Raw genomic sequence first — 22,823 nt, 5'->3', positions numbered from 1 at the left:
TGTGCTACTTTGCAACAGTATAGCTCTTGTTTTCAAAAAGTCTTATGTAAGCCAATAGCTTAACCTTTGGTTACCCGGTTGACTTCCGCCAGGCTGGTAATACCGGCGGCGGCTTTAATCAGGCCCGATTGTCGCAAATTATTAATTCCTTCGCGTTGGGCCTGAGTCGCAATATCTAAGGAGTTACCATTATCCATAATAATATCGGCCATCTTGGGGCTAATCGGCATCACTTCATAAATACCGACCCGGCCTTTATAGCCATTGGTGCAATAATCACAACCCACCGGTTTAAAGATAGTGATTTTATCCAGCTGGTCTTCACGAAAGCCCTGGCGCAATAATTCGGCAGCCGGAATCTGTTCGGCTTGTTTGCATTTTGGGCATAAACGTCGCGCCAGACGCTGGGCAATAATTAACGATACTGAACTGGCGACGTTATAGGCTGGTACGCCCATATTCAGTAGGCGGGTTAAGGTTTCCGGCGCCGAGTTGGTGTGTAAGGTTGATAGTACTAAGTGGCCGGTTTGCGCCGCTTTTATCGCTATTTCAGCGGTTTCCAGATCGCGGATTTCACCGACCATAACCACGTCCGGATCCTGGCGTAAAAAGGCTTTTAATGCTGAGGCAAAAGTTAAACCGGCGCGCGGATTAACCTGTACCTGATTAATACCGGGTAAGTTAATTTCCACCGGATCTTCAGCGGTAGAAATATTGGTTTCTTCGGTATTTAAAATGTTTAAGCCGGTATACAGCGAGACCGTTTTCCCGCTACCAGTCGGGCCGGTAACCAGAATCATACCTTGCGGCTGTGCTAAAGCATACAGATAACGTTGTTTTTGCTCCGGCTCATAACCTAATACATCGATCCCCAGCATGGCACTGTCGGAGTCGAGGATCCGCATCACAATTTTTTCGCCCCACAGGGTGGGCAGGGTACTAACCCGGAAATCGATCGATTTTTTCGCTGACAGTTTAAGTTTAATCCGGCCATCTTGCGGAATGCGTTTTTCGGCAATATCAAGCCGCGACATCACCTTTAAACGCGCCGATAAGCGGGTTGATAGCGCGACTGGCGGGCTGGCAATTTCGTTTAGAATGCCGTCAATCCGAAAGCGGATGCGATAGCTTTTTTCGTATGGCTCAAAGTGCAAATCGGAGGCGCCTTTGCGGATGGCATCCAGTAATATTTTATTAATAAAGGCAATAATCGGCTGATCATCTTTATCTGGCGTAACCGAAACAATATCAGCCTGTTCATCTTCTTCCACCACGCCCATGGCAGAGAGGTCCCAATCGGCCTCACTACCGCCCAGACTGTCGTAGGCATTTTCAAACAGTTTATCGAGCAACTTGTGTAATTTGTCGTAGTGCACAACCACGACTTCAGCGTTCATGCCGGCGTTAAATTCAAAGTCTTCAATAGCAGCAATATTGGTCGGATCCACTACCGCCAAATACATAGTGCGGCCGCGTTTACTTAGCGGCAGCATATCGCTTTTACGGGTCAGCTTTTCGTTGCGTAAATCTTCCGGAATGGAGGCGGGGTTAAAGAATTCCAGATCCAGTGTCAGATGGTTGCTGATACTGGCTGCCACTTCATGCAGGGTATTGGCATTAATCAGCTTTTCGTTGATCAGTAATTCGGGTAGGGTACGATATTGACGGGATTTTTCCAGAATGACGCGCTGAGCTTTATCACCGTCGATAAAACTTTGCTGAATCAAACGTTTGAGAAGCGTGGAGTTGGTATTCACCGCCATAATGGCTGCAGGCCCCGGAAATTATCCATAATCTATAGTACTCAGATTATGCCAGTATCCCTTATATATTCAAGGTTTAACACCAGAATGCTGCGAAAAGCGACCAAGGTCTAATTTAACAGCGGCAGAACCGTGCAAACTAACTGACCCGCAACCCATAAATCCTTGGCTTAGCTTGGCCAGTCCTTGCTGCCACGCTACCCCGCCTGCGTTGCTAAGCTAAATATCAGGATTGATATTTAGCAATCATTTTCGCTAACCGGCCATCCTGCTGTAACTTATCCAGCACCGCATTAATTTGCTGCAGTTGCTGTTCGCCGACACTGCCTTTACTTAACATCAGATAAACCTCCGACTCGGGCAGGCGTAAGCTGCTGGCACTAATATAACGATCCAGACCTTTGCGGCGCAAAATGGCGGTGGCAACCATACTGTCTTCCAGCAGCGCACTGATTTCTTCATCTAACAACCGTGCCATATTTAGCTCGCTAAGCTGGGCACTAACAAAAGACTCCGGCATCTGCCCCAGTAACTCGTCAACCTCAGTGCCATAAAAATAGCCACTAACTAAACCGATCTTATGCCCGGCCGACAGCATTGCCGCTAAATTGGGGAAATTAAGCTGAGCATCCTGACGTTGATACAACACAAACTGTTCTTGCCGGTAGGGCCGGGAAAACCAGGCATAACGCTCACGTTCGCTGCTAATCGAGGCGCCGGGCAAGATATCCAGCTCGCCGCTTTGCAGTTTGCGCAGCAACGCAGCCCAGGTGTCTTGCTCCAGACTTAGCTCACAATTTAATTCGGCGGCCAGGGTTTGCAAAATTTCAATATCCAAGCCCTGAGGCTGCTGACCCTGCCCCAGGTAGTGGTATGGTTCCCAGGCATCAAAGCCAGCGCGTAACACACAAGCTGGGGGATTTTCGGTCGCAACGGGCGTTACGTCAGCGGCCGGGCCAGAGTTAGCAGCCGGTTTACAGGCGAGAAGGGGTAAAGATAACAACATAACCAACAGTAGAGGAAAGCTGCGCATGGCAAAGCTCCTTACAGGTTTTAGCGTCTCGTTAAGTGTAGCTGGCAGCCTTTAAACCGCCAGTTAAGTTTCACCGCTTATGGCTAATATTCATCGCGACGCAACAGACGCTAAAACAAAGATAGCAGCTTAACGCTCAACTTCTTGCTGCGGTAGTTCAGCATTAACCAAACGGGCTAATGCCGGTTCTGGAGTTGCAAATTGAATACCCGCTGTTAAGCCATATTCGTCAATACGGGCATTACGGATAGTGCCATGCAGCATGACATTAAACTCGGCAACATCATGTGCAATATGGACTAAAACCGTCGCCAGCCGGATTAAATCAGGCTTGTACGGGGTTTTAAATAAAAAGCGACAGCCATTCGCAGAAATATCCACCAGGTGACCATCTACCTGTACCGGTTTGTCCAGTTTCTCCATCGACAAGCGCAAGCGGGCCGGCAGGTAAATACTATTGCGTTTTTCGTTACGAAGCGCCCGTCGCTGCACCAGTGGTGGAAAATTAACCATAATAATTTTATCGGGGAAGCGGACGATATGCAGTAATTCACTACGAAAGGCAAAGCATTCACCCAACGCATCTTCTACCAGAAAGCGGCAGATTAATGGCAGGCCAACGAGTAGCTGACTATCCGGGATCGCATCATCGTCCAGTCGCAGTAACACATATTTACCTGGCCTAAAGCCCAGCAACTCGCAACTACAGCGAATTTTGCGCTGACTTAACAGCTCCAAATCAAAACGCTGGCCGATCTTGATATAGTTTAGCCAGTCATTATTGTCGCCACTAGGCGCCGGGCTCTCTTCATACAGCAACCCAGAAGGTGGAACAGGCATAACTCATCCTTGGTTATAAAAATAAAATCTAAAGTACTATGAAACATCTGCTGGTAAAGGTCAACGGAATAATTTGCGAGTAATATGATAGCCTTAGCTACCATTAAGCGGTTAAACAAGCCGTTAAACTTAGCCTGAGCTGGCCGCGAATACCAATACTCAGCCGAGTTTGGTGTTGGGGATCTGACCCAGCCGCTTTCTAAATGCCTGACCTTAGCCGATACTTAAGCACGACTATTTAACTCAGTCTGTGCTATGAAAAGCCTGCTTAGTTTGACCGCCGCGCTAATATTACTGCCGCTATTAACCGCCTGCGGGGTAGCACCGGCAAAAAACCAGCTGCCGTTACGGCTGGGTTTTTATGTCGCTGCGGATACGCCCTGTGCTAACGCCTCTAATGCGACGCTATTGCTATTGCGAGCCAATGGCATAGGTGGCGCCAGAGATTTTTGCCAGTTTCTCAGTATCCGGCAGCTTAACGCCCGGGACTTTTTAGTTACCGAATCCTGTGCCGACTTTCAAGCTTCCGAAGCTGAACAGCGGTTGGTGCGCTACCATATTATTGATGCAGTAAGTTTTAAACTGAGCCGGGTTAGTGCCGAACAGCCAGTATTAAGCCAACCAATCGATACAGACGTTTTCTATCAAGGTTATTATTGTCCGCAGTCGAGTTTGCCCGAACCCTGGCGCGATAATGATTTATCTGATTTGGGTATTAATATTAAGCCATAATAACCTGGGGAGCCCACAGGAGCTGGCCCTGGTTAGAGCTGACCCCAAAGGCTCAGCTATACTCTGCTGATAATGTTTGAACGAAAAATAACGATGCAGGATATCCGCTGGCAGCAACGTTTTCAAAACTTTCAGCGCGCCTTTGCTTTATTGCGCGAGGCGATATTCAGAATCCGGGTTGCTCGAGCATATCAGTCGCATTGGTCAGGTAATCTACCTTTAGCCTTTGCCACTGGCTGCCTGCTGTAATGGCACAGCTAGTGTTAATGAAATGACCCTAAGCCCCAACTCACAAAAACGCTAGGCTGGTTCGTGAGTTGGAGAGCGCAGTATCGCGGTTTGGTCGTTGGGGCAAGAGGCAAGACCTGACCCTATGTCCCAGCGGTATTATGCCCCCTTACCACGCTTGCTTATACTATGCCTGATAGCTATTAACACACCGCATTAGCGGTAGGGTTAGCCAATTTAACGCGCCAGAAAAAACAAACCCGCACGAGGCGGGCTTGTTGTTCGGTATCTGACCCCGAAGGTTGAAAACAAACCCGCACGAGGCGGGCTTGTGGTTCGGTATCTGACCCCGAAGGTTCGAAGGTTCTTAAAAAACAAACCCGCACGAGGCGGGCTTGTGGTTCGGTATCTGACCCCGAAGGTTTGGAAGGTTTGGGTATCTGACCCCGAAGGTTTTCCCGAAGGTTTTCGCAAAAACAAACCCGCACGAGGCGGGCTTGTTGATTCGGTATCTGACCCCGAAGGTTTGCCGAAGGTTAGTATCTGACCCCGAAGGTTGGAAGGTTCTTCTTCGGTATCTGACCCCGAAGGTTTTCGGTATCTGACCCCGAAGGTTCCTGTTTCGAGATCTGCCATCGAAGGTTTTAGAGTAGAGCATTGCTTTTTAATAAGAGAACAAACCAGCGCTAGGCTGGTTTGTTTACTACTTGAACTTACACGTTCAGGTTGAATTATATGCTTAGGGAGATTACAACCCTGCGCCTTTACGGCACTGTGCTTCCGTAGCAGCTCCACCAGCTGCTGCTACAATACTGTAACTCAAGCCTCCGTCAGCGGTGATTGCTGCAGTAATAACGCAACCTGTAGTAGTGTAAGCTAATGAAGCTGAGGTATTTTGCAATATAGTAGCAGGTGTTGAAGCAATTTTACCATCAGCACCAATTTCGGTATTTAATGAGTCACACGCAATACCAGTTTGAATGCAGGCTTGCGCTTTTGACACATATCCGGCAACACCTTTCATAGCTTGACCACCGTAGGCAGTCGCAACATATTCTCTGTAGGCTGGGATAGCCACTGCAGCCAAAATACCGATAATCGCAACTACAATCATTAATTCAATAAGGGTAAAACCCTGTTGTGTACGTTTCATTTTATCATCTCCTGAGTTTGAATAGCCGCGAAGGCTAATATCCATTCTGGATGCTTTTTGTTAAAGCGCAAGCAAATTTTCAAGGCTTTTAACGTTATTTACTAATTTATTGCTGTAGCGCAGGTTTTTCCTGCGTTAGTTACGATTATTGTCAGCAATAAGTATAGCCATAAAGTACTATTTGCTTGGTGATTAAGACTGATACTTATACTGGCTAAATAGCTGCTGCGCAGCCAGCCAGATATCGCCTACCTGCCCATTGCCCACTGGCCGGCCATTCACGCTGAGTACCGGCGCAATTTCTTTACTGGAGCTGGTCAGCCAGATTTCATCGGCAGAGAGTACTTGGTCGTAACTAATCTCGCGCTCCACCACGTTTAAATCCGAATGCTGGCGCAGAATTTCCAGTAATAATAAGCGGGTAACGCCCGGCAGCAGCTTATTACTTAGCGGCGGGGTAGCAATTTCGCCGTTTTTTACCACAAATACATTTACTGCCGCGCCTTCAGTCAGGTTGGCGTCGCGATCAAACAGCAGTATTTCCTGCGCGCCCTGCTCAACCCCTTGCTGATAGTGCAGCACATTGCCCAGTAACGAGGTGGATTTAATATGGCAGCGCTGCCAGCGCAGGTCGTTACCGGTAATAACCGAGTAAGTATGCACTTTGGCTTTATCCGGCACTGGCTCGGCGGCAATGGCAAAGGCATAAGCAAAAATAGTCGGGCTAATACCGCTGGGAAAGGCATGATTGCGTTTGGTATCGGCACCGCGGCTAACCTGAATATAGACGGCCAGGTTATCACCCAGTGCCGGGCGGTTTAGCTCAAGCAGTTGATCACATAGCTCGCGCCAGTGTGCTTCAGTCATGCCGTGCTGAATGCTCAGCGCTGCCAAGCCTTCGTGCAGGCGGCGGATATGCGGGCCAAAGCCAACAAAGCGGCCCTGATAAGAGGGGATAACTTCGTAGATACCATCACCAAATAGAAAGCCACGGTCCATCGGTGAGATGCGGGCTTCGTTGGCCGGCAGAAACTGGCCGTTTAAAAATACTGTACTCATAAGGCTCTCGTGTCGGATGTTGGATCTGCTGTTAGTCAGGCGCCACGTTGTCTGGCTCACTAATATAAGGTTGCACCAGCGCCTGTAATTGCTGAATTAACTGTTCGCCGGCCTGATAGGGCAGGCCATCTTCGGTTAAGGTGCTTTGCCGTGTTACACCATCGATACAGCCATTAGCGGTTAAAAACTGTAGCAAAGGCAGTAAATTGGCGTTGGCCAGTAAATCGCGGCCCTGCAGCACACTTAGCATGGCAATAATACCCCAGGCCGCCCAGTTTGACACATCAGCTACCACTAATTCGTCGCATTCGGTAATGCTGGGGGTAATATTTAAGCCGGCCAGTGCCGCTTGCACATTGCCCATGCCAATTTCGTTACCGCCATCGCCAATAGCCAGCGTGGGGCAGGGCGCCTGATTCAGCAGCTCATCAAAGCTGGCGCAGCGCGCCGAGATATCTTCACCGCGCATATTCACATAAATACCGGCTGCACTCAGCCCCGGCCGCTCAATCGATAACACCAGTGCCGGCTTGAGTTGCTGCAGTAGTTGCCGGGCCTGCGCTACCCGCCCCTGCAGTTGATTTACCGGTAGCTCGGCACATTGATAATGCTGCGCTAATAACGAGAACAGCGGTTTGCCGCATACCAGATAAGGGTTTAAATTAAGTGCCTGGGCTGCCTGGTACAGCGCAATGGCACCCACCGGGCCGTCGGTTTCAAAGGTATCCAGCACCGGAAAGCCGGTGCCGATTAACAGGGTACTGCCGGCCGGCAGGTTAAACAGCCGCGCCGCGCGCAATATATAGCCGGGGCGTAGCTGTTGCTGTACCTGCTGCATACCTCGCAGGTTACGGGCGGTAAGCAGCAGCTCAATTTGCCGGCTGAGGGCGAAAAAATCTGCCACTTTACTTGCGGGTGCGGTAGGTTGGGATGGCGTCATAACGGTTCCTGCGTAGCGGCATGCTGCGGGTGGGCTGCTTTGGCTGCAGGCGAAAACCCGGCCCGATAGAGGGCCAGAGCATTATGCACCTGATAACTATCCAGCGGGCTAAATTGCACCAGGCTGCCGGGTGGCGTTTGTGCCAGTCGCCAGCAGTCCAGACTCAGCACAGTGCCTATTTTCGGATAGCCACCGAGGGTTTGGCGATCATTGAGCAGCACTATCGGTTGGCCATCGGGTGGAATTTGTACTGCACCCAGACTAATACCCTCAGACAATAAAGCGCGACTACTACAACTAATAGCACTGCCACTGAGTTTATAGCCCATCCGATCACAATTGGTGCTTACCTGATATGGGTTAAGGTAAAAACGGGCGCGCTCAACGGCGCTAAATAAATGGTGCTGATAGCCTTCCAGTAAGCGCAGGCTTAGCACTGTGCTGGCGCCGGATTGCTTTTGCTCTGCCTTGGTAAGCGCTGCTGCGCTGGCAAGTGGCGGCAGGCTAAATTGTTGTACTTGTGGATCCGGTGTGGTTAGCGCAGGCAGTATGGCTTGCCCGGCCAGCGGGATCTGATCGCCAGCTGCCAGTTTGCTGCCGTCCTGATGCAGGCCGCCTACGCCTTCCCGCATTACGGTGGCGCTGCTACCAAATTGCAATGCTACCGCAAAACCGCCGCTAACGGCCAGATAAGCGCGCAAGCCCTGCGTCATATAACCCAGCTCCAGTTCATCGCCGGCTTTTAACCTAATGGCTTGCCAGCAGGCGACGGCTTTACCATTTAGCAGCAGTGGCAGCACGGCACCGGTAACGGCGACGGTACAGTCGGCAGTCGCCTGCACGATTAAACCGCCAATGCTGTGTTCAATAACAGTGCTGTGTAGTGGGTTACCGACTAAGGCATTAGCCCAGGCAAAACTATGGACATCCAAGGGGCCGCCCTGGGTCAGGCCCAGGGCCGTCATGCCAAAGCGGCCGGCATCCTGTAACAGGCTTAAGGTGCCGGGACTAATGATTTTCAGGCAGGCGCTGTGGTTTGGCTGAGTCATAAGGCGCCTCCGAGTAGCTGAAACTCCCGCTCACTAACCGGTATAAAGCGGACCTGATCGCCGACCGCGACCGGCATCGCCGGTTGTTGCTGCGGATTAAACATCCGGATCGGACACAAGCCGAGTAAATGCCAGCCACCCGGTGAGGCCGCCGGATAGACCGCGGTTTGCCGATCGGCTATGGCGACGGCACCGGCCGGCACTTTGGCTCTTGGGCTGCTAAGGCGCGGCATAGCCAGTTCGGCCGGCAGTTCACCCAAGTAGGCAAAACCCGGCGCAAAACCAATGGCATACACCTGGTAGCTTTGGCTGCTGTGCAGTTGTATTACTTCATCGGGGGTGAGGTTTTTCGCTTTGGCAACGCTAAGCAAATCCGCGCCGCTTTGCGCACTGTACCAAACCGGCAGTTCGACAATTTTGCTGCTTTGCTGCGCCAGTTGGCCAGCACTAGCGGCTTTCGCCTGTAACACCTGGTTTAGCAAGGGTAGCAAGCTAAGGTGGCTGTGGGTTAGCGGATTAAATTGCACTAATACCGAGGCATAAGACGGCAGCAGTTCAGTGAGGTGCTGCCCCAACAGGGGCGTTAGCAGCGAACAGTAATACTGTACGGCAGCGGCCGTAGCCGGGCTGATTTGTTGCGGCTCCAGATACAGGATAAAAGCGTTTTCGCCGGCCAGCTCCAGCCTTAGTTGTGGTTGTGTTATGGCCATTGGCGCAGTAACTCCCGGATTTCCGTCAGCTGGGTGATGGCTGCGATATTGTCGCCATGCACGCAGAGGGTGTCGGCAGTCAGTGGCAGCGCCTTACCGCTGTCGGTGGTAACAGTGCCCTGCTCCAGCAGTTGTCGTACCTGCGTCAGCACCTCGGCACCGTGCAGCACCGCGCCGGGTTGGCTGCGTGGTGTCAGTTTGCCGGCGTCGGTATAGCGGCGGTCAGCAAAGGCTTCCAGTAATAAGCTTACCCCGGCAGCCGCCGCTTGTTGCTGATAATCGGCGGAATTGGCGGTGGCTAAAATCATCAGCTTCAGGGGTTTATGGTAACTGGCAACCGCTTGCAGTACCGCTTGCCAAACCTCAGCTTTGGCCATCATATCGTTATACAGGGCGCCGTGCGGTTTAATGTAGCTTAGCGCTAGGCCCTGGTTTTGCGCCATGCCATCCAGCGCGGCGACCTGATAGTGAATAAGATTAATGATTTCGCTGGCGGAGCATTGCATACTGCGCCGGCCAAAACCCTGTAAGTCTGGGTAAGACGGATGGGCGCCGATGGTAACATGATGTTGTTTGGCCAGCTTAAGGGTGCGCGCCATCACATCAGGATCGCCGCCGTGAAAACCGCAAGCAATATTAGCCAGGTCGATATGGGGCATGGCCTGCTCATCTAACCCCATAGTCCAGCTACCGAAGCTTTCACCGAGATCACAGTTGAGTAATAAGCGGGCGGGCATGGGGTTCTCCTTACTGGCGTTTGAGTGCTAAACCCAAAGCAGGCTTCAGGGCAGCAACACAGATTGCTGCTAGTTTGCGCGACTGGCCCCGCCTTGTCCAGAGGTTGGTAGCGCTGTTCTAATAAAAAATTCTTTATGCATTTCATAGCGGAATAAAGTATTCCATGAACTTTGCCTTTGTTGAAAATATCTGAACAGTAAGTAACAAGTTGTGCTTTAATAGGTAGACGCTACGGCAGGAGCTTAGAGGCAGTATGAGCAATGCGCGGTTTGATAGCAGAATAAAAGATTTAAAGCAGGCGTTAATGCCGCTGATGCAACTGGTATGCAAAATCACCGGGCTGGAAACCGCTTTCGTAACCTATATCGATCCTGTTTTGGCGCGCCAACAAGTGGCCGTAGTGGTGGGAACTGGTGAAATTGGCATTGTCGAGGGCAGTGAAATCGACTGGCAAGACTCGATGTGCCGGCTGCTGTTTAATGACGAACACTGGCAAGACAACGAGATTAAACAGCATTATCCGCTAAGCGCTGGTGCGGCCCTGGGCATGAATACCTTTTTTGCCGTGCCGGTGCAGCATCAGGAGAAAATCATTGGTACTGTGTGTGGTGCCAGTACTCGTGAGCAATACCTTAGTGCAGAGCAGCATGAACAACTGCAGCTGATTGCCGAAGCCGTATCCTGGACCTTGGCACAATGGCAGCGTTTATTTAAATTGCAGCAGCGGCTCCAGTTTACCCGCCAGCGTTTACAACTTGCCTATCAGGACCGTGATTCGTTAAAAGCCCTGGCCGAACGTGACCCCTTAACCGGCTTATTAAACCGGCGTGGTTTTGCGGATTTCTGGCAGCGCTGCACCGAAGTCGACACCGATCAAAAGCAGATAGCGGTGATTACGCTGGACTTTGATAACTTTAAACAACTGAATGATAACTTTGGGCATCAGGCGGGCGATGAAGCTTTGCAGGCGTTGGGGGCAATTTTACAGCAACATACCCGCGATTATGACTTTGCCGCGCGTTTAGGGGGTGATGAATTTTTACTGGTGTTGCCCGGCTGTCAGCGTCTGGAAGCGCAAGACGTTGCCAGTCGCATTCAGCAAAGTTATCAGGCCAGCCCTTTTGGTGATAAACACGGTATCAGTATTGGTATCGCTGTGACCGGGCAGGGCGCGAACGATGATTTGCTGTTACTGGCCGACAAGGCGCTGTATCAGGCTAAAAACAGCGGTCGCGGTCACATCGTCTGCAGAACGCTGCGCGCCTGATTTATCCACACGTCTCTGACTTATCCACACGTCTCCGGTACCGGTCTGACCAGTCAAGCCGGTACAGTTTATCCATATGTTCTCAAGGTGTGGGTCAGCTGCGGTTTCGGTGTGATTAATCAGTCATGCAATCGCTTTATTGCACTAAGGTAAACATCAGTTCGCTCTCGTTTTCCTACCGCTAAAACCGTTACGACAATGACATCATCTTTTACCTGGTAAACGAGGCGGTACCCTGACTGGCGCAATTTGATTTTATACATATTTTCAGCGCCAGAGAGTTTGGAGGCGGGAACGTGTGGGTTTTCTAAGCGCTCAACCAGTTTCTTTTTAAACTGTTGCTGTAATGTCGAGCCAAGTTTTTGCCATTCTTTCCAGGCGCTCTTTTTAAAATCAAGTTTATAGGTCATCGATGTTAACCGAGATGCTTTCTTCTGATTCCCGTTCTCTTGCAATTGCAAGCAGTTCGAGATCCTCGAGACGATCCATTATGTCTTCGTATGCTTTAGCGGGTACACAGTAAAATGCAGGCTCGTTTCGATTAAGAACCGCGACAGGTGCACCATATGCACTTGTCGCAACTTTCATCGGGTTGGCTTTTAATTCAGTAATGCTTGCTGCTACATCAGCTAAAATTCTAGAGGTCATTTATTAGGTCCTTAATGCAGTCTCTATTTAGGTCATTCTAGCGTTTAAGCATGCCTATCACAAGTTGCCAGGCTCGAGTTTAGCCGGTTTACAACACCGCCAGTTTACTGTTGGTTAAGTCGGTAACCAGCATATGCCCGGGCGCATGGCTAATACAAAAATCTAGCTTGGCATTGGCAATCGCCACCTGCGGTGTGACACCACAGGCCCAGAATACCGGCACTTCACCGGGTTTAATCGTTACCGCATCGCCATAATCAGGCTGATTGATATCTCGAATACCGATAGCCGCCGGATCGCCAAAATGCACCGGCGCGCCATGTACTTGCGGGAAGCGCGAGCAAATCTGAATGGCGCGGATCGCATCGGCTGGTTTCATTGGTCGCATACTGACCACCATATTGCCGCTAAACACCCTGGCACTCTGACAGGCCAGGTTAGTGCGATACATCGGTACATTGACCTGTTCGGTTATATTGCGAATTTCCAGGCCATCAGCCAGTAATGCTTCTTCAAATGAAAAAGAACAGCCGATTAAAAAGGTCACCAGATCATCGCGCCAGACGGTAGTCAGATCAGTCACTTCATCCACCAGTTCGCCATGGCGAAAAATGCGGTAACGCGGTAAGTCGGTGCGAATATCTAAATCTTGTGCCAGTGCCGGCAGCGCAACAGCACCGGGACGAGCCGCCATACCCAGCAGCGGGCAGGGCTTGGGGTTAAAGTGACAAAACTGCAGGAAGTCGGCGGCATAGGCGGCAGGGATAATCGCCATATTGGCCTGCACAAAACCCGGCGCCAGGCCCGAGGTATTGCTGGCAAATTCACCGCTGCGACACAGCTGGCGGATTTGATAGGGCGACAGAGCAGTAAGATCTTGCATAGCATACCTCTTGGTTCGTCATGATCTGCCACATTTTTATCCACAACACTCCGGTTCAGTGTTAGCTTTGTACCGGAGTGCTGTGGATAAACTGGTCAGACCGGTACCGGAGACGTGTGGATAAGTTAGGCGTGGCCGTAAATTTCTTTGTTGGCGAGCCAGCGTTTAATCAGTTGCAGGCTGGCGGGCCGGTGTTGTTGCCACATTATCGCTGCGAGTTGCCGAGCTTGTGGCAGTAACTCGCTATCGCGGGTTAGGTCAGCAATTTTAAACTGCATTAAACCGGTTTGCCGGGTGCCCAATAGCTCACCGGGACCGCGAATTTCCAAATCGCGCTGTGCAATAACAAAGCCGTCGTTACTTTCGCGCAGCACTGACAAGCGTGCCAGTGCTGTGCGCGACAGCGGTGCATGGTATAACAGCACACAATGCGACACGGCGCTACCCCGGCCAACCCGGCCGCGCAGCTGATGCAGCTGCGCCAGGCCCAGCCGCTCCGGGTTTTCGATAATCATCAGACTGGCGTTGGGCACATCGACACCCACCTCAATCACGGTAGTGGCGACCAATAAATCCAGCTCACCACTGCTAAAGCTTTGCATAATTTGCTGTTTTTCAGCGCTTTTTAAGCGGCCATGCACCAGACCAATTTTTAGCTCTGGCAGCGCTTGTTGTAGCAAGGTCGCGGTATCCTCAGCGGCCTGGCATTGCAGCGCTTCCGATTCTTCAATTAAGGTGCAAACCCAGTATGCTTGCCGTTGTTGTTCGGTTACCACCTGCTTTACCCGCGCAATCACCTCGTCGCGGCGGCTATCCGGAATGGCGACGGTAGTCACCGGTGTGCGGCCCGGCGGTAATTCATCAATCACCGAGGTATCCAGATCGGCATAGGCAGTCATTGCCAGGGTGCGAGGGATCGGCGTTGCCGTCATCACCAGCTGATGCGGATAATGGCCGGCAATGCCGCCTTTTTCACGCAGTGCCAGCCGCTGATGCACGCCAAAGCGGTGCTGTTCATCGATAATCACCAGCGCCAGTTGTTTAAATTCAACCTGTTGCTGAAACAGCGCATGGGTCCCCACCACCATTTGAGCGTTGCCATCGCCGATCGCGGCCAGACTCTGTTCGCGCGCCTTACCTTTGCTTTTACCGCCCAGCCAGGCTAACTGAATACCGAGCGGTGCAAACCAGCGCTGAAAATTTAACGCATGCTGTTCGGCCAGAAGCTCGGTGGGGGCCATTAACGCCACCTGATAGCCATTGCCGATAGCAGTTAACGCCGCCAGCGCCGCGACCAGCGTTTTACCGGAGCCGACATCGCCCTGCACTAAGCGCAGCATTGGCAGCGGTTTGGCCAGATCAGCCTGAATTTCTGCCACCACCCGCTGTTGGGCGCCGGTGGGCTGAAACGGCAGTTGTCTTAAAAAGTCGTTGAGTAATTTTGCCGGCGCAGGCAATGCCACCGCCTGCTGTTGCTGGCCCTGACTACGTAGCTGATACATACTCAGCTGCTGCGCAATCAGCTCTTCTAAAATCAGCCGTTGCTGCGCCGGGTGCTTGCCTGCTTCTAACAGCGTAAGCTGCGCATCCGGCGGTGGGCGGTGAATATAATGCAGTGCCTCGGCCAGCGACCAGGGCTGGCGCATCAGCTCCGCCGGTAAATATTCGGTTGGCGCATATTGCTTCAGGTAAGTCAGGGCGGCATCGGTCAGGTTGCGCCAGGTGGCTTGTTTTAAGCCTTCGGTGGTCGGGTAAATTGGCGTCAGGGTTTCGGCGACTTGCAGCTCCAAGGCCTCATCCTGTAATACTTTGTATTCCGGATGCAGCATCTCGAGGCCGCGCGGGCCGCGCTTGACCTCGCCAAAGCAACGTAAGCGGCTACCTTTTACCACGGCATTTTTTTGTGCCGCCGAAAAATGAAAAAACCGCAGCGTAATGCTGCCGCTGCCATCCTTGACGGTAACCAGCCAACTGCGTCTTTTACCAAAATGCACCTCGCTACTTTGTACCTCGCCTTGTACTGTGGCGTGCAACAGCGGCATTAAGTCGGCAATAGGGTAAAGGCGGGTGCGATCTTCGTAACGCAGCGGCAGGTGAAATAAGATGTCCTGAATACTAAAAATCGCCAGTTTCGCCAGGCGTTCAGCAACTTTTCTGCCGACGCCTTTAATGGCTGAAATGGCGATATTATCAAGACGGGTCTGGCTCAAAACCTGGCCTAAGTAGGTAGAGGTTAGTAGGTTGACGGCACTTCCATCACGCCGTCGATTTCAATTTGCGCACCGCGGGGTAGGGCACTGACTTGTACCGCAGCTCGTGCCGGATATGGCTCCTGGTAGTACTGGCTCATAATCTGATTCACCGTGGCGAACTGGCTCAGGTCAGTTAAAAAGATATTTACCTTTACCATATTATTCAGAGTGCCGCCGGCCGCTTCACACACCGCGCTTAAGTTTTTAAACACCTGATGGGTTTGCTCGGCAAAATCTTCTGACACCATTTGCATCGTAGCTGGCACTAATGGGATCTGGCCGGACAAATACACGGTAGTGCCAATTTTTACCGCCTGGCTGTAGGTGCCGATGGCCGCTGGCGCGGCATCAGTACGGATAATCACTTTTGACATGAACGCTTATTTCCTTCTGTAAACTTTTTGCACATCGGGCATGACGCGGATTTTGCGCATCACATTGGCCAGATGTACCCGATCTTTCACCGAGAGGGTGATTTTTATCACATATTCGCCGGTATCGCGATCTTCAGTCGATAAATCCTGAATATTAGAGTCCTGAGTGGCGATCATCGTGGTCAGTTTTGCCAGCACGCCTTGTTTATTCAGAATAAACACCCGGATATCACACAGGAACTGCTTCTCCGTCGTATTATCCCAACGTACCGGGAAGAACCTTGCCGGTTCACGTTCCCAGCCTTTGATATTACGACACTCAGCGCGGTGCACGTTAAGACCTTTGCCCGGTGTGGCGTTGGCGACGATAGGATCGCCGGGTATCGGCCGGCAACACTTGGCAAAGGTGACCAACATACCTTCGGAGCCGACGATAAAGGTATTGCCTTTGGGGATAGCCGGCGCCTTACTTTGCGGCTCATCGCTATCAAACTCACCCAATAAGCGGCGGGCAATTGCTATCGGTAATTGGTTACCGAGGCCGATTTCGCTATATAGTGCATCCAGCGTCGGTTGTTGTAAGTTGGTCAGGACCTGCTCAATCCGCTCCTGGCTAATCTCTTCCAGTTTCACTGTACCCAAAGCGGACGTCAGTAAGCGTTTACCCAGGCTAACAGCTTCGTTTTGCTGTTGTTTTTTCAGGTAGTTCCGGATACCCAGAATAGCGCGGCTGGTGACCACATAGTTTAACCAGTTGGCATTAGGCTTACCGCCGGGGCTGGTAATAATCTCCACCGTTTGCCCGGTTTCCAGTGGTTTGCTTAGCGAGTAGGGCCGGCGGTCAACCTTGGCGCCAACGCACTTATTACCGATATCAGTATGCACCGCATAAGCAAAATCGACCGCTGTAGCACCAATGGGCAGCTCGACGATGCGGCCTTTTGGCGTGAAGACATAGAGCTCGTCCGGATACAGCTCGGATTTAACGTTTTCGACAAACTCCTGGCTGTTACCGGCGCTTTGCTGTAATTCCAGCAGGCTTTGCATCCAGCGCTGGGCGCGGATTTGGGCGGTAGACTCACGCACTTCGCCGTTAACCTTGTACATCCAGTGCGCGGCGATACCTTTGTCGGCCATTTCATCCATTTCGCGGGTGCGCATCTGAATTTCTACCGGAATACCGTGCGGACCAATCAGTGACGTATGTAGCGACTGATAGCCGTTTTGCTTTGGAATAGCGATATAGTCTTTAAAGCGGCTTTCAATGGGTTTAAACAGGTTGTGCATTACCCCCAGGGTGCGGTAGCAGTTATCGATACTGTCGACCACGACCCGAAACGCATAGATATCCATTACATCATTGAACATCAGCTCTTTGTTTTTCATTTTGCGGTAGATGCTGTACAGATGTTTTTCGCGGCCACTGACCTCAGCCGGAATACCCGTTTGTTGAATGCGGTTGCGGATATCCTGCTGCACTTTTTCCAGCAGTTCACGGCGGTTACCGCGCGCCTGTTTAACCGCTGAGCTAAGAGCACGGTAACGCATTGGGTATAGCGCCTGAAAACCCCAGTCTTCCAGCTCATTTTTGATATTATGAATACCCAGGCGGTTGGCGATCGGCGCGTATAGTTCTAAGGTTTCTTTGGCAATACGGCGGCGTTTTTCTGGTTTTAACGCCCCTAGGGTGCGCATATTGTGGGTGCGATCGGCCAGTTTAATCAGAATAACCCGGATATCCTGGGTCATCGCCATAAACATTTTTTGCAGGTTGGTAGTTTCAAACTCTTTGATATCTTTAAATTTTACTTTATCGAGTTTGCTAACACCCTGCACCAGTTCTGCCACGGTCGCGCCAAACAAGCGGGTAAGATCTTCTTTGGTAACCGGGGTGTCTTCAATCACATCATGTAGCAGGGCGGCCATCAGTGTTTCGTGGTCGAGTTTCATCTCGGCCAGAATACTGGTGACCGCTACCGGGTGGGTAATATAGGGCTCACCGCTAGAACGAAACTGCGGTGCATGTGCATCTCTGGCAACCACATAGGCCTGTTGTACCAGATTAACCTGCTCCGGGGGCAGATACGCACTTATCTGATTTTTCAGACCTTCAAACAGATACACGGGATCTCCAAACGAACACAGCACAAAACAAAGGTTGCGGGTGTCAATCCTGATTACGGCTTTTTACTGCATAGATTAACACAGCGACTATGCTGCTTAAGCTTAGAATATACGTGTAAATTTGGCGAATGCCAACGGCAGAAAGGCCGTTGGCAGCAGTTTGGCAGGCTTTTTTTACTGATCTGAGCCGATAATGGCAGCAACGGCAGCCATTTCAGAGGCTTCTTGCTGTAACTGATCGCGGCGCTCCTGTAGGTCCAGGATGCTCTGAGTAATAAAGCCTTTTTCAATTTCGCGCAGTGCAACCACAGTCGGTTTGTCGTTTTCACGGTCAACCATGGGTTCTTTGCCTTCCACTGACAGCTGACGAGCACGGCGTGCTGCAACCAGAATTAAGTCAAAACGGTTACCAATTTTATCTACAGCATCTTCAACGGTTACGCGAGCCATTCAGCACTCCGGAATAATTCAGTGTTAATACAGGTATTACAAGACCGCATAGTGTACGCTATTTTGCTGCTTTCGCCAACAGTTGTTCCAGCAAAGCCTGCTGCCGGTGAGCCTGGCTACTAAAGCGGTTACGCTGCGCCAGTACGATGCGCTCCAGCTCATTGTAAGCTTGCTCTAACTGGTCATTAATAATCAGATAGTCATATTCGAAGGCATGCGACATTTCGCTTTGGGCCTGCGCCATGCGTTTAGCGATGACTTCGGCGCTATCGGTAGCGCGATGGGTCAGCCGCTGCTGCAGCGCGTCGAGACTGGGCGGCAGAATAAAGATACCAATAGTACCGGCCACCTTGGCGCGGATTTGTTGTGCGCCCTGCCAGTCAATATCAAGAAACACATCGATACCCTGACTGAGTAATTCGCGAATAGCCTGTGTTGAGGTGCCATAGTAGTTACCGAATACCTCGGCACTTTCTAAAAATTCGCCGTTGGCGATACGCTGCTGAAAATCGGGAATAGTGGTGAAGTGATAATGCACGCCATCCTGCTCGCCTGCTCGTGGCGCACGGGTGGTATGCGACACACTTAAGCGCATATCGCTGTAACGCTTTAGCAGCGCCTGGATCAGCGTCGATTTGCCGGCGCCACTGGGCGCCGAAATAATAAACAGGTTGCCGCTTAATTGCTGCATGCTGTGATCGATCACGGGGAATACCTTGCTTAGCTATACTGGCGCTAAGTTTACTGCCTGCACCAGGCAGGCGCAAACTTAAACACCAGCGTGGCTTAACTTGCGCTGTGCTTACTGGCTTCGAGCTTAGCTTTACGTAACGACAGCCAGATCGAGCCGCCAATAAAACAGGCTACAACGGGTAACGAGATGTAGACCGGAATATGGAATATATCCAGCAACAGCATCTTACAACCGACAAAAATCAGCACCAGCGCCAGGCCATAGTTGAGCAAACTAAAGCGATCGGCAAAGTCGGCCAGCAGGAAGTACATTGCCCGTAAGCCCAGAATGGCGAAGATATTGGAGGTTAACACAATAAAGGGGTCAGTACTGATGGCGAAGATCGCTGGTATCGAGTCGACCGCAAAGATCAGATCGGTAATTTCGACCAAAATCAGCACCAGTAGCAGTGGCGTACCGTAACGCACCAGCTTACCGGTTTTTTTATGTGGTTTTATTACGGTAAATTTTTCGCCGTCCAGCTCATCAGTTAAGCGCAAGTGTTTGCGCAGCCACAGCAGAGCGGCATTTTTTGACAGATCCGGCGAGGCTTCAGCGAATAACCACATTTTGATACCGCTAAACACCAGAAAGGCACCGAAAACGTAAAGTATCCAGTCAAAACGTTGGATCAGCCAGACACCGGCAAAAATCATGATGGTGCGCATCACAATGGCACCCAGCACGCCGTAGATGAGCACCCGCTTTTGTAATTCGGCCGGTACGGCAAAGTAGCTAAAAATCATTAACCAGACGAACACATTGTCTACCGCCAATGACTTTTCAATCAGATAGCCGGTCACAAACTCCAGTGTTTTCGCGTTAGCCAGTGCCCGACCTTGTTCTGCATCCAGATAAAACCACAGGCCGGTGGCAAAGGCCATAGACACCGTCACCCAGATCACCGACCAGGTAGCGGCTTCACGTAAACTGACTTTATGTGCCTTGCCGCCGCCGACCAGAAACAGGTCAATCGCCAGCATAATCAGCACGATACCAAAAAAAACCAACCAAAGTGTGGGGCTTGCAATAGAGACCATATGACTACCATTAATCTTGATTATGATTGCAGCAGGTATTGTAGACGCAAAGACCTGTTGCCGTTAGGCAAAGGTCTTGCTTATTCAGATAGGGTCTGAACCTGGCAGCCGGGCAAAATGCCGTGATGACGACTAACCAGCGAGAAGCTACTCCCCTTTGAGTACAGTTAGTGTAGGGGAGAACCGGGCGGCCAACAAGGGCCGGTTGAAAAGATTTATTTACTGCGGGCTTTGGCTTTAATTGACAAGGTAAGGGTAAAACTCGCCATCACGTCGTCACCATTTTTTTCCGGGCAGGTTACGATTACCGACACCGGGCGATTGATCCGCTCGCCGGTCGCGATAGACTCATCCAGCATCTGATCAATCACATCGCCATCATGACTTATAAAATGCACCGTGCTCTCCGGCCGTTTCAGGAATTTACCTTCCACATCTTTAAAAGCAAAGTTGGCATTAACACCCCGCGCCTTGGCTTTGGTAAATACCAAAAAAGCACCGGCCAGATCGGCACCAATAGCAAGGGCACCAAAATAGATACTGCCCAGATGGTTTTTGGTGCGCCATTTATGCGGCATCGTCACTTCAACGGTTTTGTCATCCATGCGGATAATTTTCGGCGAGCAAAAGCCAATCAGCGGAATATAGCGCCAGGCAAACAGCTTTAAAAACCAATTCGCTTTACGTAACGATACCGCCATAACCACTCCTGTTTTCCGAAAATGCTGCTAGTAAAGCGCTAGCTTAGCACTGGTCAGACCAAGAGGCCAGTGTTGGTTTTAGAGTTGTCTGCGCTACTGTTTTTCAGAAATAGCCCGCTATAGCTCAAGCTAACCTGATCATTTGCCAAAGTATGTCGCTATAACCGGATCAACGGGATTTCGGCTGCCTGAGCTTTCAAGTGGGTTGTTCTCGCAACTATGTTGTCACGCAATACCAGAAAGTACTGAATGTCATCAGCGGTAATGCTGGGCAGTTGTTTCAGCTGATTAATATGTAAGTCAGAGGAAAGCTGGTTGAGCACTTTATCAGCTAAGCTAACTAACAGTCTCGACAATAGCTTTTTATCGATGTTACACGTTTCTGCAAAGTCTGCCAGCTGATAGGCGTGTATGGTGTCAGGTTCAAATTCATCGCCCATCGCCATTGCCAGTACATGCTTGAATTGTGGGAACATCGAGACGTTAACTAAATCATAAGCTGGGGTAAAGCGGGCGGTGCTGTCATCGAAATACAGCGACACGTTTTTGCCGTGACTGTCGTAATTGCCGATCATCAAATTGAACAATTGCCAGTGGAGCAGCCATTGTATGCTCTCGACCGGCGAAGACATTTTTCGACAAAACCCAAACAATTTTTCTAAACTTGCGCCATCACGAATATGCTTCACGTCCCGGCCATCGCCAAGGTTACGCTCATATTTATGGTCTCTGGATAAGTTGAGCGCCTGGCAGCCGTCTATCACGTGGCGTCGCAACACTGTGCTGTCGTCGCTCACATATTTGCGATCAAAGCGCTTAACGATCAGTGCCGGATGAGACCCGAAGCGCCTGAATGCCACTTCAGCTGTCGGTAAACCAATAGCAGTTGAAAGCGTCATGCAGAAGAATTCGTTTAATACGAGGTTTGGGCAGTTTTTCTTTTCAAATTTCAGGATATGGGTAGAGCACAGGGAGCCGTCGCCAAAACCAAGGTTTCCGGCATTATCGATAAAGACATTTAATTTGTCCTGCACACCTGCCACGCTAAGCCGGGGCTTGTCGTCCCATGTTAGTAAACCAATCTCTTCTTTAATGTGGAGTCTTTCAATTAACTCTGCTTCTTCAATTAGCCTGAAGATGGGTTGCGTTCTATCTATATGCTCTGCTTGCACAGGCCTAAATACGATGGCACCTGCTAAATCATTACCAATAGCACGTACTTGCGAATAGACATTTTTCTCCGAAACACCTAAGTTTTCAGTCAGCAGCTTTCGCGCTTCACCTTCCGGTAGGGCGTTATCAAGATAGTTGTAGGCAACTTCCGGAGCATGCTGATTGTTAAGTGGTAAATGCGGTGAAATGGCAAATCCCTGTTGTTGCCACTGCGGTGTATAGCTAAGTTTTAATAAATTGGTTGTGTTATCCAACGCCAAGGTGCCGATAACATCATCGCCATAAGTTACCTGCAGTTGGTACGCATTGATTTTCTCCATCATCAAATCCACTTCCTTTCAGCTGAGGAGGAGTTCGCTGCTGTCGTCAACTCTTTCGATGTTAGCTTAATTCCCAAGCCGTTTAACACAGAGAAAACTGCGGCTAGAGTGCAATTGGCGTTGCCGTTTTCGATACGCGATAAGGTATTAATGCCAATGCCGCACAGCGCCGCACAGTCTGCCAATTTAATGCCAAGCTCTGTGCGTTTCGCTTTAATCAGTCGCCCTAATATTTCGGCATTTTCGATAAATACTGAGTTAGGCATGTTTGACGCCGTGACTTTCTTTGCCATAACGGGAGTCGCTTCTTAATATATTAATCACCACATCCGGTGATTATAGTTGGGCTTTGGGAAATTTCAATTATTATCACCGATAACGGTGAATATATTGAGACAGAAACAGGTTTTCTTGATAAATAACCGATATTGGTGATTAATGGCAGGGCTGAGTTAGATATATAAAAAGTATTGTTTCGGTTATTTGCCTCTACATTCCGCAGTCAATTACCAACAATGGGGTGCCGGGTTTACTTGCTGTGCGCCGTGTTATCTACATTTGTGTATCAAGGTCGATTTATGATATGTAATAACTAATCATTCTTGTGTTCTCT

At 50.5% G+C, this 22,823-nt stretch carries 23 protein-coding genes; 2 read left to right on the top strand and 21 right to left on the bottom strand.

Annotated elements, in window-relative coordinates; all coding sequences use genetic code 11:
• Positions 1-59: 59 nt before the first annotated feature.
• The 3 genes from pilB to AGRI_RS09295 all read right to left on the bottom strand — a co-directional run bounded on the left by pilB (position 60) and on the right by AGRI_RS09295 (position 3,636).
• Positions 60-1,763: a type IV-A pilus assembly ATPase PilB gene (gene pilB, locus AGRI_RS09305; RefSeq protein WP_008984692.1), complete on the bottom strand. Its 1,704-nt coding sequence runs from the start codon at positions 1,761-1,763 to the stop codon at positions 60-62.
• A 226-nt stretch (positions 1,764-1,989) separates the two neighbouring features.
• Positions 1,990-2,796 (bottom strand): substrate-binding periplasmic protein, encoded by an 807-nt coding sequence (locus AGRI_RS09300; protein ID WP_008984691.1) that lies wholly within the window; start codon positions 2,794-2,796, stop codon positions 1,990-1,992.
• Between the two features lie 129 nt (positions 2,797-2,925).
• Positions 2,926-3,636, bottom strand: coding sequence for a PilZ domain-containing protein (locus AGRI_RS09295; RefSeq protein ID WP_008984690.1), 711 nt, complete (start codon positions 3,634-3,636; stop codon positions 2,926-2,928).
• A 255-nt stretch (positions 3,637-3,891) separates the two neighbouring features.
• On the opposite strand from AGRI_RS09295, the gene AGRI_RS09290 reads away from it, so the two are divergent.
• Positions 3,892-4,368, top strand: a complete 477-nt coding sequence (locus AGRI_RS09290; protein ID WP_008984689.1) for a hypothetical protein — start codon at positions 3,892-3,894, stop codon at positions 4,366-4,368.
• Between the two features lie 976 nt (positions 4,369-5,344).
• Here the strand turns inward: AGRI_RS09290 and AGRI_RS16720 are convergent.
• From AGRI_RS16720 to AGRI_RS09260, 6 genes are all read right to left on the bottom strand, one after another.
• Entirely contained in the window at positions 5,345-5,794 is a 450-nt protein-coding gene (locus AGRI_RS16720; protein WP_272942276.1) for a pilin, read from the bottom strand.
• A gap of 147 nt (positions 5,795-5,941) precedes the next feature.
• On the bottom strand, positions 5,942-6,808 hold the full coding sequence (locus tag AGRI_RS09280) for an aminotransferase class IV (protein WP_008984687.1): 867 nt from the start codon (positions 6,806-6,808) through the stop codon (positions 5,942-5,944).
• Between the two features lie 31 nt (positions 6,809-6,839).
• Positions 6,840-7,748: a glutamate cyclase domain-containing protein gene (locus AGRI_RS09275; protein ID WP_008984686.1), complete on the bottom strand. Its 909-nt coding sequence runs from the start codon at positions 7,746-7,748 to the stop codon at positions 6,840-6,842.
• The gene (locus AGRI_RS09270; RefSeq protein WP_008984685.1) at positions 7,745-8,797 is read right to left on the bottom strand and encodes a 5-oxoprolinase subunit C family protein; all 1,053 of its coding nucleotides are present in this window, start codon (positions 8,795-8,797) and stop codon (positions 7,745-7,747) included. Before AGRI_RS09270 ends, AGRI_RS09275 begins: the two co-directional genes overlap by 4 nt.
• Positions 8,794-9,507 carry a 5-oxoprolinase subunit PxpB gene (gene pxpB / locus AGRI_RS09265; protein WP_008984684.1) on the bottom strand — a complete coding sequence of 238 codons (714 nt, stop codon included), beginning with the start codon at positions 9,505-9,507 and terminating at the stop codon, positions 8,794-8,796. The genes AGRI_RS09270 and pxpB overlap by 4 nt, the downstream gene beginning before the upstream one ends.
• Entirely contained in the window at positions 9,498-10,244 is a 747-nt protein-coding gene (locus AGRI_RS09260) for a 5-oxoprolinase subunit PxpA (protein ID WP_008984683.1), read from the bottom strand. The genes pxpB and AGRI_RS09260 overlap by 10 nt, the downstream gene beginning before the upstream one ends.
• 254 nt (positions 10,245-10,498) lie before the next feature.
• Here AGRI_RS09260 and AGRI_RS09255 point away from each other — a divergent pair, with 254 nt between their 5' ends.
• Complete coding sequence (locus AGRI_RS09255) at positions 10,499-11,512, top strand: GGDEF domain-containing protein (RefSeq protein WP_008984682.1); 1,014 nt, start codon at positions 10,499-10,501, stop codon at positions 11,510-11,512.
• 119 nt (positions 11,513-11,631) lie between these two features.
• Here the strand turns inward: AGRI_RS09255 and AGRI_RS09250 are convergent, their stop codons facing one another.
• The 12 genes from AGRI_RS09250 to AGRI_RS09195 all read right to left on the bottom strand — a co-directional run bounded on the left by AGRI_RS09250 (position 11,632) and on the right by AGRI_RS09195 (position 22,503).
• Positions 11,632-11,922 carry a type II toxin-antitoxin system RelE family toxin gene (locus AGRI_RS09250; protein WP_008984681.1) on the bottom strand — a complete coding sequence of 97 codons (291 nt, stop codon included), beginning with the start codon at positions 11,920-11,922 and terminating at the stop codon, positions 11,632-11,634.
• Positions 11,912-12,160, bottom strand: coding sequence for a type II toxin-antitoxin system Phd/YefM family antitoxin (locus AGRI_RS09245; protein WP_008984680.1), 249 nt, complete (start codon positions 12,158-12,160; stop codon positions 11,912-11,914). The genes AGRI_RS09250 and AGRI_RS09245 overlap by 11 nt, the downstream gene beginning before the upstream one ends.
• 88 nt (positions 12,161-12,248) lie before the next feature.
• Positions 12,249-13,043, bottom strand: a complete 795-nt coding sequence (locus AGRI_RS09240; RefSeq protein WP_008984679.1) for a putative hydro-lyase — start codon at positions 13,041-13,043, stop codon at positions 12,249-12,251.
• A 125-nt stretch (positions 13,044-13,168) separates the two neighbouring features.
• Entirely contained in the window at positions 13,169-15,253 is a 2,085-nt protein-coding gene (recG, locus tag AGRI_RS09235; protein WP_008984678.1) for an ATP-dependent DNA helicase RecG, read from the bottom strand.
• A 23-nt stretch (positions 15,254-15,276) separates the two neighbouring features.
• Positions 15,277-15,669: a RidA family protein gene (locus AGRI_RS09230; RefSeq protein ID WP_008984677.1), complete on the bottom strand. Its 393-nt coding sequence runs from the start codon at positions 15,667-15,669 to the stop codon at positions 15,277-15,279.
• A 6-nt stretch (positions 15,670-15,675) separates the two neighbouring features.
• Complete coding sequence (gene spoT, locus AGRI_RS09225; protein ID WP_008984676.1) at positions 15,676-17,793, bottom strand: bifunctional GTP diphosphokinase/guanosine-3',5'-bis pyrophosphate 3'-pyrophosphohydrolase; 2,118 nt, start codon at positions 17,791-17,793, stop codon at positions 15,676-15,678.
• A 174-nt stretch (positions 17,794-17,967) separates the two neighbouring features.
• On the bottom strand, positions 17,968-18,243 hold the full coding sequence (rpoZ, locus tag AGRI_RS09220; RefSeq protein WP_008984675.1) for a DNA-directed RNA polymerase subunit omega: 276 nt from the start codon (positions 18,241-18,243) through the stop codon (positions 17,968-17,970).
• A 58-nt stretch (positions 18,244-18,301) separates the two neighbouring features.
• Positions 18,302-18,934 carry a guanylate kinase gene (gene gmk / locus AGRI_RS09215; RefSeq protein ID WP_040291760.1) on the bottom strand — a complete coding sequence of 211 codons (633 nt, stop codon included), beginning with the start codon at positions 18,932-18,934 and terminating at the stop codon, positions 18,302-18,304.
• Positions 18,935-19,029: 95 nt separating this feature from the next.
• Complete coding sequence (locus AGRI_RS09210) at positions 19,030-20,016, bottom strand: TerC family protein (protein WP_008950220.1); 987 nt, start codon at positions 20,014-20,016, stop codon at positions 19,030-19,032.
• 215 nt (positions 20,017-20,231) lie between these two features.
• Complete coding sequence (locus AGRI_RS09205) at positions 20,232-20,717, bottom strand: PaaI family thioesterase (RefSeq protein WP_008950219.1); 486 nt, start codon at positions 20,715-20,717, stop codon at positions 20,232-20,234.
• A gap of 158 nt (positions 20,718-20,875) precedes the next feature.
• Positions 20,876-22,213: a HipA domain-containing protein gene (locus tag AGRI_RS09200; protein WP_008984673.1), complete on the bottom strand. Its 1,338-nt coding sequence runs from the start codon at positions 22,211-22,213 to the stop codon at positions 20,876-20,878.
• Entirely contained in the window at positions 22,213-22,503 is a 291-nt protein-coding gene (locus tag AGRI_RS09195) for a helix-turn-helix domain-containing protein (protein ID WP_008984672.1), read from the bottom strand. Before AGRI_RS09195 ends, AGRI_RS09200 begins: the two co-directional genes overlap by 1 nt.
• Positions 22,504-22,823: the final 320 nt, after the last annotated feature.

This window comes from Alishewanella agri BL06 (assembly GCF_000272005.1).
GTDB classification, from domain to species: Bacteria; Pseudomonadota; Gammaproteobacteria; order Enterobacterales; family Alteromonadaceae; genus Alishewanella; species Alishewanella agri.
This window is presented reverse-complemented; position numbering and strand designations above follow the sequence as displayed.

What these genes read in the sequence shown, in the direction of transcription:
- pilB (WP_008984692.1), bottom strand. Translation starts at nt 1,763, where the DNA reads ATGGCGGTGAATACCAACTCCACGCTTCTCAAACGTTTGATTCAGCAA.
- AGRI_RS09300 (WP_008984691.1), bottom strand. Translation starts at nt 2,796, where the DNA reads ATGCGCAGCTTTCCTCTACTGTTGGTTATGTTGTTATCTTTACCCCTT.
- AGRI_RS09295 (WP_008984690.1), bottom strand. Translation starts at nt 3,636, where the DNA reads ATGCCTGTTCCACCTTCTGGGTTGCTGTATGAAGAGAGCCCGGCGCCT.
- AGRI_RS09290 (WP_008984689.1), top strand. Translation starts at nt 3,892, where the DNA reads ATGAAAAGCCTGCTTAGTTTGACCGCCGCGCTAATATTACTGCCGCTA.
- AGRI_RS16720 (WP_272942276.1), bottom strand. Translation starts at nt 5,794, where the DNA reads ATGGATATTAGCCTTCGCGGCTATTCAAACTCAGGAGATGATAAAATG.
- AGRI_RS09280 (WP_008984687.1), bottom strand. Translation starts at nt 6,808, where the DNA reads ATGAGTACAGTATTTTTAAACGGCCAGTTTCTGCCGGCCAACGAAGCC.
- AGRI_RS09275 (WP_008984686.1), bottom strand. Translation starts at nt 7,748, where the DNA reads ATGACGCCATCCCAACCTACCGCACCCGCAAGTAAAGTGGCAGATTTT.
- AGRI_RS09270 (WP_008984685.1), bottom strand. Translation starts at nt 8,797, where the DNA reads ATGACTCAGCCAAACCACAGCGCCTGCCTGAAAATCATTAGTCCCGGC.
- pxpB (WP_008984684.1), bottom strand. Translation starts at nt 9,507, where the DNA reads ATGGCCATAACACAACCACAACTAAGGCTGGAGCTGGCCGGCGAAAAC.
- AGRI_RS09260 (WP_008984683.1), bottom strand. Translation starts at nt 10,244, where the DNA reads ATGCCCGCCCGCTTATTACTCAACTGTGATCTCGGTGAAAGCTTCGGT.
- AGRI_RS09255 (WP_008984682.1), top strand. Translation starts at nt 10,499, where the DNA reads ATGAGCAATGCGCGGTTTGATAGCAGAATAAAAGATTTAAAGCAGGCG.
- AGRI_RS09250 (WP_008984681.1), bottom strand. Translation starts at nt 11,922, where the DNA reads ATGACCTATAAACTTGATTTTAAAAAGAGCGCCTGGAAAGAATGGCAA.
- AGRI_RS09245 (WP_008984680.1), bottom strand. Translation starts at nt 12,160, where the DNA reads ATGACCTCTAGAATTTTAGCTGATGTAGCAGCAAGCATTACTGAATTA.
- AGRI_RS09240 (WP_008984679.1), bottom strand. Translation starts at nt 13,043, where the DNA reads ATGCAAGATCTTACTGCTCTGTCGCCCTATCAAATCCGCCAGCTGTGT.
- AGRI_RS09230 (WP_008984677.1), bottom strand. Translation starts at nt 15,669, where the DNA reads ATGTCAAAAGTGATTATCCGTACTGATGCCGCGCCAGCGGCCATCGGC.
- rpoZ (WP_008984675.1), bottom strand. Translation starts at nt 18,243, where the DNA reads ATGGCTCGCGTAACCGTTGAAGATGCTGTAGATAAAATTGGTAACCGT.
- gmk (WP_040291760.1), bottom strand. Translation starts at nt 18,934, where the DNA reads ATGCAGCAATTAAGCGGCAACCTGTTTATTATTTCGGCGCCCAGTGGC.
- AGRI_RS09210 (WP_008950220.1), bottom strand. Translation starts at nt 20,016, where the DNA reads ATGGTCTCTATTGCAAGCCCCACACTTTGGTTGGTTTTTTTTGGTATC.
- AGRI_RS09205 (WP_008950219.1), bottom strand. Translation starts at nt 20,717, where the DNA reads ATGGCGGTATCGTTACGTAAAGCGAATTGGTTTTTAAAGCTGTTTGCC.
- AGRI_RS09200 (WP_008984673.1), bottom strand. Translation starts at nt 22,213, where the DNA reads ATGATGGAGAAAATCAATGCGTACCAACTGCAGGTAACTTATGGCGAT.
- AGRI_RS09195 (WP_008984672.1), bottom strand. Translation starts at nt 22,503, where the DNA reads ATGGCAAAGAAAGTCACGGCGTCAAACATGCCTAACTCAGTATTTATC.